This window comes from Bradyrhizobium sp. CB1015 (assembly GCF_025200925.1).
Taxonomy (GTDB): domain Bacteria; phylum Pseudomonadota; class Alphaproteobacteria; order Rhizobiales; family Xanthobacteraceae; genus Bradyrhizobium.
The window spans coordinates 2,194,125-2,207,895 of the sequence record NZ_CP104174.1; the positions used below are offsets into that span (position 1 = coordinate 2,194,125).

Here is a 13,771-nt window from a genome sequence, read left to right on the forward strand (position 1 = left end):
CGCTTCGGGGAGCAACGCCATGAATGTAGTGCCCCGCGATCTCATGACTGAAATTCCCCTCTCGTCCGCCGATTTCCGCGGCGCCATGCGCCACCTCACCGGCGGCGTCAGCATCATCACCGCCGGGCGGGGCAAGGACATCACCGGCATGACGGTGACCTCGGTGACCTCGCTGTCGGTCGAGCCGCCGACGCTGCTGGTGAGCATCAACCGCGACGCCTCGTCGTTTCCGCTGATCCGCCGCCACGGGGCTTTCGGCGTGAACATCCTCAATGCCGACCAGCTCGAGGTCGCCGAACGCTTTGCCGGCAAGGGCGGGCTGAAGGGCGCGGATCGTTTTGCAGGCAGCCAGTGGGTGACGGCAGTCTCGGGTGTTCCGCTGCTGGTCGGCGCGCTCTCGGCCTTCGATTGCGAAGTCGAGGAGATCGTCGAGCGCCACTCGCATGGCATCGTCATCGGCCGTGTCAGGGACATCAGGAGTTCGACCCGCACCGCCGCGCTGGCCTATTGGCACGGCCAGTACGTGGCGGTCGATCAGGACGAAGACGCGGCCAGGCTCGCCGACGTCAGCCTCCCCGCGCGCGGCCGGTGCGGCATTTGATCGCCGACGGCGAGCCTTCAAGGCTGGCCTTTTCCGCCTCATCGCTCTAGAAGCGCTCCTCGGCTGTCCCGCCGGACGCATGGAGCGGAACGATGAAGCGCGTGGCTACCTTGATCTTCTACGCCATCGGCGCGCTCGCGATCGCCTATCTCGCGCTCTACGCCCACGCGATGTTCTCTGGCTCTCCGATCGTGCCGGGCGATCCCATTCACATCTTCCGCAAGCCGGACGCGCCGAGTTATTCGTGACGACACTCGCTCGTCACGGCCGGGCTTGCCCCGGCCATCCACGTGCATCAGCGATCTCGGAGAGACGTGGATGCCCGGGCCTTCGCCTCGCCGAAGCCGCTCCGGCCGCGCAGGCGGGTCGAGCCCGGGCATGACGGCGGCTTGTGCCGCGGCTACCCCCGCAAAATCGCCAGCGCCAGCGCCTGCGCGCGCGGCACGATGCTGTCGATCTCCAGATATTCCTCCGGCGTGTGCGCGAGCCCGCCGACCGGGCCGAGGCCGCAGATGGTCGGCGTGCCCACGGCGGCGGTGAAGCCGGAATCGGCGCAGCCGCCGGAAAACTCGCCCTGCAGCGTGGTGAGGCCCACCTGCCTTGCGGCCGCCTGATAATTTTCGAACAGCGCCTTCGATTCCGCGCTCTGCACCACCGGCACGAACTCGCCCTTGATCGTCAGCGTCGCGCTGGTGCCCGGCACGTAGGAGGTCGCGACGATCTTTTCGATCGCACCCATGATCCGCGCGCGATCGGCCGGATCGACATAGCGCAGGTCGATCTGCCCTTCCGCGTAAGGCGCCGTCGTGTTGACGGACTGCCCGCCCGAGACGAGACCGACATTGAGCGTGATGCCCTTGTCGAGATCGGTGAGCGCGTGGATCTGGACGATCTTGTGCGCGAGCTCGCCAATGGCGCTGACGCCGGCGGCGAAGTTGGCGCCGGAATGCGCGGCCTTGCCGGTGATGGCCATGTGCATGAAGATGCCGCCCTTGCGCCCGGTGACGACGTTGCCCGTGGGCCGGCCCGGCTCGGAATTGAACACCGCGCGGGCCGCGCGTCCCTCGCGCTCGATCACCGGGCGCGAGGAGGGCGAGCCGATTTCCTCGTCGGAGGTGATCAGCACCTTGATCGGGTGCGGTGAGCCGCCGAACTTGTGGAAGGCGGTGGCCACGAACACGTTCATGACGAGGCCGGACTTCATGTCGGCGACACCGGGTCCATAGGCGCGGCCATCCCGGATCGTGAACGGCCGCCGCCCGGCCTCGCCCTTGCCGAACACGGTGTCGCGATGTCCCATCAACAGCACCGGCTTCTCGTTGCTGCCGGGCTTTGCCACCTCGGCATGGATCGCGTCGCCGAAGGTGGCGTTGGCCTCGCGCCGGAACGGAATGCCGTGCTCGGCAAAATGCTGCTCGAACCGCGAACCGACCGTATCGACGCCTTCCTTATCGTAGGAGCCGGAATCGATGTTCACGACGTCGCGGAGCAGGTCGATCATCGCCTGCTTCTGCGACGCCAGCCAATCCGTGATTTGAGCTTCAGACATGTGGTCCCTCGCGTGGTTTTCGGGCGACGTTATAGGGCCTGAAGCAGGCGCGACCTAGTCACGTGGCGCGCTCCCGTTATGCGAGGAGCGCTCTCTCCGCCGTCATTGCGAGCGCAGCGAAGCAATCCGGTCTGTCACCGCGGAGGGATTCTGGATTGCTTCGCTGCGCTCGCAATGACGAGGATTGGCCTGCACGCAAGCAAAGTGCCCGGGACAGGCCCGGGCACATGCATCCTTGATACTTGCGAGAGGCCGCCTCACGCCCCCATCATCGGCATCCGCGGATATTCTCCCGGCGTGCCCGCGGGCGGGATCGGGATGCCGCCGTCGGCATATTCGTTGAGCTTGTTGCGCAGCGTGCGGATCGAGATGCCGAGGATGTTGGCGGCATGGGTGCGGTTGCCGAGGCAGTGCTTCAACGTCTCCAGGATGAGGTCGCGCTCGACATCGGCGACGGTCCGCCCCACCAGCGCGCGCGTCACCTGCTCGGCGGCCATGGTGGCATGCGCCACCGCCGGGGCGGTCTTGGCGAGGTCGAGGCGGTCGCCGTCCGGCGTGATGATGGCGTCGGGTCCGATCTCGTCGCCCTCCGCCATCAGCACCGCGCGGTGCATGGTGTTCTCGAGCTCGCGGACGTTGCCCTGCCAGCGGTTGGTGGAGAGCACGCGGCGGGCCTCGGCCGAGAGCGGGCGCGTCGGCACGCCGTTGGCCTCGGCGTATTTCTTCACGAAGTGCTGGGCGAGCTCGAGGATGTCGGCGGGACGCTCGCGCAGCGGCGGGATCTTCAAATTGACGACGTTGAGGCGGAACAGCAAGTCCTCGCGGAACGTGCCCTCACGCACGGCTTCGGCGAGATTGCGGTTCGAGGTCGCAATGATGCGGATGTCGACCGGCACCGGCTTGGTGCCGCCGACGCGGTCGATCACGCGCTCCTGGATGGCGCGCAGGAGCTTGGATTGCAGGCGGACGTCCATCTCGGAGATTTCGTCGAGCAGCAGCGTGCCGCCGGTCGCCTCCTCGAACTTGCCGATGCGGCGGGCGACGGCGCCGGTGAAGGCGCCCTTCTCGTGGCCGAACAGCTCGGATTCCAGGAGGTGCTCGGGGATGGCGGCGCAATTGATCGAGATGAACGGACGCTTGGCCCGGGACGAGCGGGAGTGAACGTAGCGGGCCAGCACTTCCTTGCCCGTGCCGGATTCGCCGGTGATCATCACCGAGGCGTCCGAGCCCGCGATCTGCTGGGCGAGCTTGATCACCTTTGCCATGGCGTCATCGCGATAGACCAGCTCGCGGGAATCGTTGGCGACGGCGGCCAGCACCGCGGCGATCAGCTCCGGATCCGGCGGCAGCGGGATGTATTCCTTGGCCCCCGCATGGATCGCGGCGACCGCGGCGCGGGCGTCGTTGGTGATGCCGCAGGCGACGATTGGGGCGTGGATGTGCTCGGCTTCCAGCCGCAGCACGAGGTCGCGGATGTCGAGCGCGACGTCGACCAGCAGGAGGTCGGCGCCCTTGCCCCCGCGCAGCACGCGCATCGCCTGTTCGTGATCCTCGGCATGGGTCACGGTGGCGCCGTTCTCCATCGCGATCTTGGTGGCGGTGGTGAGCTGGCCCTTCAATGTGCCAACGATGAGAAGCCGCATGTCAGTCTCCTGTCCGTCTGTTCGCGCCGTCGCGCGTCATGTCCTTGTGTGTTAGCCGCGTTCGGCCTTGATGATTTCCGTCATGGTCACGCCGAGCTTGTCCTCGACCAGGACGACCTCGCCGCGGGCGACCAGCTTGTTGTTGACGTAGATGTCGATGGCCTCGCCGACGCGCCGGTCGAGCTCGAGCACGGTGCCGGGTCCGAGCTTCAGGAGCTCGCCGACGTCCATCTTGGAGCGGCCGAGCACCGCCGAGACCTGCACCGGCACGTCGAACACCGCTTCGAGGTCGGCGGCGGCACGCGCAGCATATTCGTCCTCGTTGTAGCCGACGTCGGTGCCGGCAGGCGGCATCGGGCCGTTGAGATCGGGCAGCGGGACCTGTCCGTCAGTGTCGCTCATGGTTTAGCTCCCCCTGCGGGACGCGATGTAGCGTCCGACCATTTCGTCGATCTTGGCCGCGATGGCGCCGCGCTCCAGCACGACGCCGCCATCGGCCCATTCGATCCGGCAGTCGCCGGTGGCAATTTCCGGCTCGGCCAGGATCACCAGCCGGCCCTCGAAGCCGCTCTGCTTGGCGAGCCGCTCGATCTTCTCGCGCGCGCTGTCGTAGAGCGCATCGTTGATGCGGACGACGAGATGTGGCGTTGCGACCAGATGCGAGAAGCAGTCCTTGACCAGCGCGATGACCTCGCCGAGCGGCTCGGCGGCGACGAGGTCGGCACACAGCTTGCGCGCCACCGCGACCGCGACCTCGACTGCCTCGGTCTCCATCCTGGTCTCGATGTTGCCGATGCCGGCGGCGACGCCGCGGATGGCGATGTTGATCTCTTCCATCGCGAGCGCGACGCGGCGGTCGCTCTCGGCCTTGGCCTCGCGCTGGCCGGCGGCAAAGCCGTCCTGATAGGCGCGCGCCTCGGCTTCCGCGACCTTCTGCGCGATCTCGGCCGCGGTCGCGGCCTTCTCGCGCGTCGAGCGTTCGGGCGCCGCGAAGTCGGTATCGAACAGGAATTTTGCCGGAGCGGCCATCAGTACACCAGCTCGTCGTCGGCGCGGTTCTTGGTCAGCATGATCTCGCCCTTGGCGGCGAGGTCCTTGGCGAGATTGACCAGCAGCGCTTGGGCCTCGTCGACGTCGCGCAGGCGCACGGGGCCCATCGCCGCCATGTCGTCCTGGAGCATCTTGGCCGCTCGCGAGGACATGTTGCCGAAGAAGAAGTTGCGGACGTCCTCGTTGGCGCTCTTGAGCGCGACGCCGAGCTTGTCCTTGTCGACGTTGCGCATCAAGGTCTGGGCGGAGCCGGAATCGAGCTTCACCAGGTCGTCGAAGGTGAACATCAGAGCCTTGATGCGCTCGGCGGATTCGCGGTTGTCCTCTTCCAGCGAGGTGATGAAGCGGGTTTCGGTCTGGCGGTCGAAATTGTTGAAGATTTCCGCCATCACCTCGTGGGCGTCGCGGCGGCGGGTCTGTGACAGGTTGGACATGAACTCGGTGCGCAGCGTCTTCTCAACGCTCTCGATCACCTCCTTCTGCACCGCCTCCATCTTCAGCATGCGGTTGATGACGTCGAGCGCGAGCTCCTCGGGCAGGATGGCGAGCACCCGGGCGGCATGCTCCGGCTTCAGCTTCGACAGCACCACGGCGATGGTCTGCGGATATTCGTTCTTGAGATAGTTGGCGAGGACCTCTTCCTGCACGTTGGAGAGCTTCTCCCACATGTTGCGCCCGGCGGGACCGCGGATCTCGTCCATGATGCCGTTGACGCGTTCCGGCGGCAGGTATTGCTGGAGCAGCCGCTCGGTGGCGTCGAAATTGCCCATCAGCGCGCCCGAGGCCGACATGCGCGAGACGAATTCGAGCAGCATGTCCTCGACGGTGTCGACCTCGACGGTGCCGAGCGTCGACATCTCCAGCGAGAGCTGGCGCACCTCGTCGTCGTCGAGCAGGCTCCAGATCTTGCCGCCATATTGCTCGCCGAGCGCCAGCATCAGGATCGCGGCACGCCTCGGCCCCGTCAGGCCATCGGTCTTGGGGCCGCCCGCACGGCTGCCGGCGCGCTGACCGAGCGTGGAGATCACGCTGGTGATGTCGTTGGAGTTGGCGTTTTGCAAGGAGGCGGCCATGTCAGATCACTTCTTGATGCACTTGGCTTGGGTTATTTCGCCGGCTCAGTCAGCCACTGGCGGATGATTGCGACGGTTTCGTTGGGATTGCGTTCGGCGAGCTCGCCGACGCGGTGAACGGACTGGGCGTGGACCTGGCCCTGAATGGTGGCGACATCGATGGCGCTGGCGGCGCCGCTCGGCAGCAGCGGCTGGCCGGACGGCGCGGCCTCTTCCGAAGCGGCGGGGCCCGTCAGCACGCCGGAGATGGCGGCGGCGACCTCGTCGGAGGCGAGAATGCGCTTGACCAGCGGGCGGATCACCAGGAACAGCACGACGAGGCCGAGCAGCATCATCACGCCGAGCTCGACGAAGTACATGACGTCGTCCTTGGTGAACTGCAGCATGCCGAGGAAGCCGCCGGGCTCGCCGATCGGGGCGGTGGAGGGCGCGTCGGCGAAGCGCAAATTGACGACCTCGACCTGGTCGCCACGCTTCTGGTCGAAGCCGATCGCCGAGCGCACCAGGGTGGCGATGCGGTCGAGCTGCTCCTTGGTGCGGTCCTGGTAGGCGAGCTCGCCCTTGTCGTTCTTGGTGTAGATGCCGTCGACCAGCACCGCGACCGAGATGCGGTTGACGCGGCCGGCCTCAGTCACCTCGGTCTTGGTGGTGCGGGAGATCTCGTAATTGTTGGTCTCTTCGGTCTTCTTGCTCTGGTCCTTGGCCGCGACGCCGTTGTTCTGCTGGTTGCCCGGCAGCTCGTTGTTGACGGTGACCTGGCCGTTGTTGTCGGCGGTCATGCTCTGCTCTTCGCGGGTCTGGCTCGAGCGCAACACGCGGCCTTCAGGGTCGAACTTGTCCGAGGTCTGGGTGACCTTGTTGAAGTCGAAATCGGCGGAGAGCTGTACGCGGGCGCGGCCCGAGCCGACCACGGAGGAGACGATGTCCTCGACCTGCTTGCGCATCCGCTTCTCGAAGGAGATGCGGCGCTCGTCGCCGACGGCCTGCTCCGGATCGGTCGCCGCGCCGTCGGCGAGCAGTTGACCGGCCTCGTCGACGATCGAGACCCGCTGCGGCTTCAGCCCGTTGACGGCGGAGGCGACGAGGTGGCGGATGGCGCGGATCTGCTGGGCTTCCAGCGAGCCGCGGACGCGCACCACGATCGAGGCCGACGGCTCCGGCGCCTCGCGCGCGAACAGCGGCCGCTCGGGCAGCACCAGGTGGACGCGGGCGGCCTGGATGCGGTCGATGGCGCGGATGGTGCGGGCGAGCTCGCCCTCGAGCGCGCGCAGATGATTGATGTTCTGGACGAAGGAGGTGGTGCCGAGCGCGTCCGACTTGTCGAACACCTCGTAGCCGACGCCGCCGCCCTTGGGCAGGCCGCCCTCGGCGAGCTTCATCCGCAGCCGCGTGACCTTGTCCTTGGGCACCATGATGATGGAGCCCTCGTTGCGGATCTCGAACTGAATGCCCTGGCGTTCCAGGTCCTTGATGATGCTGGAGGAATCTTCGACCGACAGGTCCGTGAACAGCGTCGTCATCTGCGGCGTGGTGACGCGCATGATGACGAAGGCGAAGAAGCCGATGAGCGCGGCGGTGACCGCGATCATCGCCCCGAACCGGGCGGCACCGATACTCTTCAGAAAGTCCGCAAGCCCTTGCAAGCAACCGCCCCACAGCTCCGGCCGCTTCACTGGAAAGGCCGACTGGGCAATTATTGCCTAGGTGATGGTTTCGATATGGTTAACGGAGGTTAAGAGGTCGGACAAAAGTGCATCATGAAAAAAATCGGCCTCGCAAAGCGGGGCCGATTTTCGTCAAAGACCGCAGATTTCCGGATCGCCTACTGGCGATATTGCTGGATGCGGGTGGTGCGAAGACCCGCCAGACCGTGCTGGTCGATGGAAAACTGCCAGGAGAGGAATTCGTCGACCGTCAGGGTATAACGGCTGCAGGCCTCCTCAAGGGAGAGAAGTCCACCACGAACGGCGGCGACGACTTCGGCCTTGCGGCGGATGACCCAGCGTTTGGTGCCGGGTGCAGGCAGATCCGCGATCGTCAACGGACTGCCGTCCGGCCCGATGACGTATTTCACCCTCGGGCGATGGGGTTCTGTCATGGCGTACTCACAAACTCTCAACCACTGAACTCACGCCGTAACCGTAACCCCGGCGGCTTAAAAATCCGCTAAGCCTAAGGCTTCAATACAATTCTCGTTGAAACTTGCGGGAACGCGGCCGGCTCTGCGGGCGGCAGACGCAATTTCGGCCGGCTGAGCGGTGCAGAAGGTAAATACTTTACTAACGAAAGGGGTCCGAGCGCGGGCGTTGCGAAGCCCTCAACTGTCATCCCGGGGCGCGCCAACGGGTCCGCGCGAAGCGCGGCCCGATGACAGGCTCCGCGCGAGCCCGGGATCCATAACCCCAGGGAGTAGTTTGACGATGACTCGGGGTTACGACTTCACGCGCAAATGACTTCTGGGGTTATGGATCCCCGCCTTCGCGGGGATGACACTGAACGTGGGGCTCCTGTCCGGCCTCAATTACTGCTCGTCGCAATAATACTCTTCACCTGGCTCAGCGTGTAGCTGGCGCCGTCGATGGTGAGCAGCGGCGGCGACTGGGTCAGATCGACCGACGACACCACGCCCTGCACCTGTGCGGCGATGCCGACATTGTTGTTCGCGACGTCCTTGCCCGTGGCCGAGATCGTGTACTTGCCGTCGGGCCATTGCGTGCCGTCATTGCCCATTCCGTTCCAGGTGAAGGGGATGTCGGTGCCGGCGGCGGCGGTATATTTGCCGGTGAACACGGTCTGGCCGCTCGAATTGGAGACGGTGATGTCAACTGTCGAGTCGGTCGGCACGTTGAGATGCCAGGTGGCCGACGAGTTCTTCATGGTCGCCGTCGAGCCGTCGACCAGCGCGGTCTTGCCGACGAAGCCCAGCGCCTGGGTCGCCTGCGTGGTCTGCTGCAGGGTGACGAGCTGGGCCAGCGATTCGTTGGTCTTGAGCTGCTGCTCGACGCCGGCGAACTGCACCAGCTGCTGGGTGAACTGGTTGGTGTCGAGCGGATCGAGCGGGTTCTGGTTCTGCAACTGGGTCGTCAGCAGGGTCAGGAAGGTCTGGAAATTGCCGGCGAGCGTCGACCCCGTGCTCGAGCTCATCGACGAACTCGACGAGGATTTCGGAAGGTCGGTCGTTCCGGAGACGACCGCGGGCGCAGTGGCGGCATTCGTGGTGGTCATTGTCGAATACTCCTCACACTCTGATATCGACGCCGCTGCTCGATCCGAGCATGCGGCCATAGCCGCGCCCGATGGGCGCTGCGGGAACGCCGTCGTCCTCGCTGATGATCAGCCGGCGGGCATTGCCGCCATTGTCGTTGTTCTGGCCGGAGTGCTGGCCCGATGAATTCTGGTCGCGCAGGCTGAAGGACAGACCGTTGCTGCCGGTCTTGAAGCCGGCATCGTCGAGCGCACGCTGCAATTGCGGCGCGTCCTGGCGCAGCATCTGCAGCGTCTCCGGCTTCTCCACGGTGAGATGCGAGGTGACGTTGCCGGCGCGGTCGACGTTGATGCGCACGTCGATGCGGCCGAGCTCGGCCGGATCGAGGCTGATGTCGAACCGCGATTTGCCGGCGCGAATGGCGGCCGCGATCTCGATCGGGATGCCGCTGATCGGCACCGCCGCATTGTGGGTCGCCGCGGTCGCGGTGAGCGTCGCGGTCGATGCGGTGGCGGCCGAGGTCGTATTGGTCAGCGGCGCCTGCACGGCGGAGGCGGCCTGTGCGCTGGTATCCGTCGGAGCGATTGTGGCTTGCGGGCCCGCATGCGCGGGCGCGGCCGGCGTGCCTTGGCTCGGATCGGCGGCGCGGTCGGCGGGGCCCGCCTTCGCGTCGGTCGCGACGTTATCTGCCTGCGGCTTCAAGCCTTGCGCATGGGCGGCGTTGGCGGCCGCTGCCGGAGCCTGCGCCGAGGCGAGGTTCGCCTTGCCGGTATCCTGGCCGATATTCGAGACGTCGCCCTTAGCCTGCGCCGTGGCGGCGTCCTTGAACGCGGTTTTTGGCGTGCCCTGGCTGACGGCGGCGATCAGCCCGCCACCAGCTTTCGCATCGGTCGAGGTGGTCTCGCTCGTGCCGGCTGCGGCCTCGCCGAGCGTCGCCGTGGTGTCGGCATCGACCTCGGCGCCTGCGGCCTTTGCGCTCTTGTCGCCGGCGGTGGCGGTCTTGGTGCCGGCGATCTGCGCCGCCGTGGAGGCGCTGGCGGCAAGAGCAGCCGCGGCGATCGCCAGCGGCGCGGCGGCGGCATCGCCAGCCTGGTCCGCCGCTGCGTTCGGATCGAGCGGGACGACCGGCGCGGCAACGATGATTCCGGGATCGGGCAGGGCGGTCTGCGTCGCATCCGGCGGAGCGGCGGCAGCCGCATCGACGGCGACCGTGACGACCTCGGTGCCGTCGGTCGTGTCGCTCTCGGTTTCGTCGGATTTGTCCGCCGATTTGGCCTCCGCCGTCTCGGACTTGTCTTTGACCTTGCTGGCGTCCCTGGCCGGATCGCTGGACGCCTCGCTCCTGTCATTCTCCGCCGGCGCAGACGGGTCGGTGTCGTCGTTCGCCTTGCTCTGCGAAGACTGGTCCGTGGACGAGGTGTCGCGTGACGGCCGCTCGGGCGCCGGGGAGGACGAGGTCTGCTCGCTCCGGCGCGGTGCAGTGTCCTGCGCCGGCGCGTTGTTGTTGATGGCCTGCGTGTTGCTGTCGACCAGCGAGCCGAAAGCCTCGCTCGCGGGCGTGTCCTTGGGGGCTTGCGACCGGGCGGGCTTCTGCTGCGCGCTCTGGATTTGCACGCTTGCCACGACATCTGACATCCGACCGACCACAGGCAACCCCTTGCAGGCAACTTCGGACCAGAGGGAGCAAGGAGCGGGCCAGCCGCCGGAGTTGGGTATTTCGTTAATAAAATCAATGCTTTGATGATGTGGACCCATTGCCGGGCACCCGGCCGCGACCCCGCCATTTCTGCCGCCCCGGCAAGAATTGCCCTAAGCGGGGGGCCCGCGTGATTGCTTCACCGGAATGCCGCCTATATTAAAGAGGTTACTCTCAGCCGCTTTCGACTTGGGCAGTCGTGCTCTTCGGGAACCAGGGTTCCGGGGGATCGCCGCTGTCCTCAAGAGAAAGCACAGCAATCGCCGATCGCGCTTCGCCGCCGTCACAACGCTTCAGGGCCGATGCTCAACAGTCTGGATCTCGAAGGCCGTCCCGAGGACACCAGGGTCGTCGTCGCCATGTCGGGCGGCGTCGATTCCTCGACGACGGCTGCGCTGCTGAAGGCCGAGGGCTACGACGTCGTCGGCATCACGCTGCAGCTCTACGACCATGGCGCGGCCACCCACCGCAAGGGCGCCTGCTGCGCCGGCCAGGACATCCACGACGCCCGCGACGTCGCGGCCAAGCTCGGCATTCCCCATTACGTGCTCGACTACGAGGACCGCTTTCGCGAATCCGTCATCGACAATTTCGCCGACTCTTACGCGCTCGGCGAGACGCCGGTGCCCTGCATCGAGTGCAACCGCAGCGTCAAGTTCCGCGACCTCCTGAAGACCGCCCGCGAGCTCGGCGCCCAGGCGCTCGCCACCGGCCATTACGTCGCCTCGCGCCGCCGGGCCGACGGCTCGCGCGCGCTGGTCTGCGCCGCCGATGCCGATCGCGACCAGAGCTATTTCCTGTTCGCGACGACGCAGGAACAGCTCGACTTCCTGCGCTTTCCGCTCGGCGACATGACCAAGCCCGAGACGCGCGAGCTCGCGCGCCGCTTCGGGCTTGCGGTCGCCGACAAGCACGACAGCCAGGACATCTGCTTCGTGCCGACCGGCCGCTATACCGACATCATCACGCGCCTGCGCCCCAATGCGATGGACCCCGGCGACATCGTCGATCTCGAGGGCCGCGTGCTCGGCCGGCACAACGGCATCGCCAATTTCACCGTCGGCCAGCGCCGCGGCCTCGGCATCGCCTCCGGCTCGCCGCTGTTTGTGGTGCGGCTGGACGCCGCGACCCGCCGCGTCGTGGTCGGCCCGCGCGATGCGCTGAAGATGCACCGCATCTCCCTGCGCGACGTCAACTGGATCGGCGACGGCGACATCGACCGCGCCATCGGAAGCGGCCTCGAAATGTTCGTGCGCGTGCGCTCCACCCGCAGCCCCCAACCGGCCTGGCTGCGCGGCAGCAACGGCCGTTACGAGGTCGAGCTCGTCGCGGGCGAAGAGGGCGTCTCGCCGGGACAGGCCTGCGTGTTCTACGACGCACCATCAGGCCAGGCGCGCGTGCTCGGCGGCGGCTTCATCCAGAGCGCCGCAGCCAAGGTCGGCGCGGGCACATCGCGCCCGCTCGCGGAAGCCGTGCGCGGCTGAGCGTAATGAGATTGAGCCCAAGTCGAGCCGCGGCAAAGCTGCGCCCCCTCTCCCGCCTGCGGCAGAGGGCAGGGGAGAGGGCTCTCTCCACATGCGATATATCGCGAGAGGAAAGAACCCTCACCCGCCACGCTCTTGCGAGCGTGTCGACCTCTCCCGCATCCGCCTTCGCCAAGGCTTCGGCGGACAAGCGCGGGAGAGGCGCTAGACCGAGCGCGGAGCCGGCATCGATTTCACCAACACGCATCACACACTAGAGACGCGCAAGGGCAGGGGGCATGGCAGCAGACATCTCGCGGGCCGGGGTCGAGAAGGCCTATGGCCGCTGGGCGCCGGTCTATGATCTCGTGTTCGGCAAGGTGTTCGACGCCGGCCGGCAGTCGACCATCGCGGAGGCCGACCGCATCGGCGGCCGCATCCTCGACGTCGGCGTCGGCACGGGTCTTTCGCTTTCCGACTACGCGCGCACCACGAAGGTCTGCGGCGTCGACATCTCCGAGCCGATGCTGCGCAAGGCGCAGGCGCGGGTCCGCGCGCTTCGTCTTTCCAACGTCGAAGTGCTCTCGGTGATGGATGCGAAGAACCTCGCCTTTCCCGACGATTTCTTCGACGCGGTGGTGGCGCAATATGTCATCACCGCCGTGCCCGATCCCGAAGGCACGCTCGACGAGTTCGTGCGCGTGCTCAAGCCGGGCGGCGAGCTGATCCTGGTCAACCACATCGGTGCCGAGAGCGGCCCGCGCAAGCTGTTCGAGCTCGCCTTCGCGCCGATCGCCCGCCGTCTCGGCTGGCGCCCGGAATTCCCCTGGGTGCGCCTCGTGAACTGGGCCGCCAAGCACGGCGGCGTCGCGCTCACCGAGCGCCGGCCCATGCCGCCGATGGGCCATTTCTCCCTGATCCGCTACCGCAAATCGTGATTGCCAGCCGCGGGAACAGGGGGCCTCGCGCGCGCGTTTCCTTCCCATGCGCACGACAAACCTCATTCTTGCGGGCCTCCTGATCGCCGCCTCTGCGCCAGCGATCGCGCAGGCCCCGCCCGCCCCGGCGACGCCGCCGCAAGCGACCGCGCCGCCATCCCCGCAACGCGCGGCCAATTGCATACCGCAGGACCGCCCGAACCGCTCGTCGGACGGCACCACCATTGGCCAGTCCCGGGAACCGCTCGGCGACAAGCTGGCCAAATCCGACGGCGTGCTCTGCCCGCCCTCCGGCATCGACCCCGAGATGCACGCCCCGGCGCCCGACACCGGCGGCAACACCCCGGTGATCCCGCCCCCGGCAGCCCCGGCGGCGACCCCAATGTGAGGCCGAAATAAGGGCCGCTTTCCTTCGCCTCTCCCCGCCGGGGAGAGGACCGGAATCCGCGCGACGCGCGGATTCCGGGTGAGGGGGACCCTCCACGAGTCCGGCACCGCAAAAAATCGCAAATTCCGGTGAGAAATCGGGCCGAAGTGGACTTGTCGCGCCGAC

13 protein-coding genes and 1 pseudogene are annotated in these 13,771 nt (G+C 66.9%); 5 read left to right on the forward strand and 9 right to left on the reverse strand.

Annotated elements, in window-relative coordinates:
- Positions 1 to 19: 19 nt before the first annotated feature.
- Positions 20 to 601, forward strand: a complete 582-nt coding sequence (locus tag N2604_RS09905) for a flavin reductase family protein (RefSeq protein WP_260374536.1) — start codon at positions 20 to 22, stop codon at positions 599 to 601.
- A gap of 92 nt (positions 602 to 693) precedes the next feature.
- On the forward strand, positions 694 to 849 hold the full coding sequence (locus tag N2604_RS09910) for a hypothetical protein (protein ID WP_260374537.1): 156 nt from the start codon (positions 694 to 696) through the stop codon (positions 847 to 849).
- 152 nt (positions 850 to 1,001) lie between these two features.
- Here N2604_RS09910 and N2604_RS09915 read toward each other — a convergent pair whose 3' ends face one another.
- The 9 genes from N2604_RS09915 to N2604_RS09955 form a co-directional block, all read right to left on the reverse strand.
- On the reverse strand, positions 1,002 to 2,150 hold the full coding sequence (locus N2604_RS09915) for a M20 family metallopeptidase (RefSeq protein WP_260374538.1): 1,149 nt from the start codon (positions 2,148 to 2,150) through the stop codon (positions 1,002 to 1,004).
- 257 nt (positions 2,151 to 2,407) lie between these two features.
- Positions 2,408 to 3,793, reverse strand: a complete 1,386-nt coding sequence (locus N2604_RS09920; RefSeq protein WP_260374539.1) for a sigma-54-dependent Fis family transcriptional regulator — start codon at positions 3,791 to 3,793, stop codon at positions 2,408 to 2,410.
- A 51-nt stretch (positions 3,794 to 3,844) separates the two neighbouring features.
- A complete protein-coding gene (gene fliN / locus N2604_RS09925; protein ID WP_035704875.1) occupies positions 3,845 to 4,195 on the reverse strand; it encodes a flagellar motor switch protein FliN in 351 nt (116 codons plus the stop codon).
- Positions 4,196 to 4,198: 3 nt separating this feature from the next.
- Complete coding sequence (locus N2604_RS09930) at positions 4,199 to 4,822, reverse strand: FliH/SctL family protein (protein ID WP_260374540.1); 624 nt, start codon at positions 4,820 to 4,822, stop codon at positions 4,199 to 4,201.
- Positions 4,822 to 5,916: a flagellar motor switch protein FliG gene (gene fliG, locus N2604_RS09935; RefSeq protein ID WP_260374541.1), complete on the reverse strand. Its 1,095-nt coding sequence runs from the start codon at positions 5,914 to 5,916 to the stop codon at positions 4,822 to 4,824. Before fliG ends, N2604_RS09930 begins: the two co-directional genes overlap by 1 nt.
- 32 nt (positions 5,917 to 5,948) lie before the next feature.
- Positions 5,949 to 7,559 carry a flagellar basal-body MS-ring/collar protein FliF gene (gene fliF / locus N2604_RS09940; RefSeq protein WP_260374542.1) on the reverse strand — a complete coding sequence of 537 codons (1,611 nt, stop codon included), beginning with the start codon at positions 7,557 to 7,559 and terminating at the stop codon, positions 5,949 to 5,951.
- Between the two features lie 179 nt (positions 7,560 to 7,738).
- Positions 7,739 to 8,014 (reverse strand): DUF1153 domain-containing protein, encoded by a 276-nt coding sequence (locus N2604_RS09945; protein ID WP_002714638.1) that lies wholly within the window; start codon positions 8,012 to 8,014, stop codon positions 7,739 to 7,741.
- Between the two features lie 419 nt (positions 8,015 to 8,433).
- Positions 8,434 to 9,141 carry a flagellar hook assembly protein FlgD gene (locus N2604_RS09950; protein WP_260374543.1) on the reverse strand — a complete coding sequence of 236 codons (708 nt, stop codon included), beginning with the start codon at positions 9,139 to 9,141 and terminating at the stop codon, positions 8,434 to 8,436.
- Between the two features lie 13 nt (positions 9,142 to 9,154).
- Entirely contained in the window at positions 9,155 to 10,768 is a 1,614-nt protein-coding gene (locus tag N2604_RS09955) for a flagellar hook-length control protein FliK (RefSeq protein WP_260374544.1), read from the reverse strand.
- Between the two features lie 351 nt (positions 10,769 to 11,119).
- Here N2604_RS09955 and mnmA point away from each other — a divergent pair, with 351 nt between their 5' ends.
- The 3 genes and pseudogenes from mnmA (at position 11,120) to N2604_RS09970 (ending at position 13,617) form a co-directional block, all read left to right on the forward strand.
- Positions 11,120 to 12,301, forward strand: a complete 1,182-nt coding sequence (gene mnmA / locus N2604_RS09960; RefSeq protein WP_260374545.1) for a tRNA 2-thiouridine(34) synthase MnmA — start codon at positions 11,120 to 11,122, stop codon at positions 12,299 to 12,301.
- A gap of 278 nt (positions 12,302 to 12,579) precedes the next feature.
- Entirely contained in the window at positions 12,580 to 13,218 is a 639-nt protein-coding gene (locus N2604_RS09965; protein ID WP_260374546.1) for a class I SAM-dependent methyltransferase, read from the forward strand.
- Between the two features lie 46 nt (positions 13,219 to 13,264).
- Positions 13,265 to 13,617, forward strand: a pseudogene (locus N2604_RS09970) (hypothetical protein).
- The last annotated feature ends 154 nt before the right edge of the window (positions 13,618 to 13,771 follow it).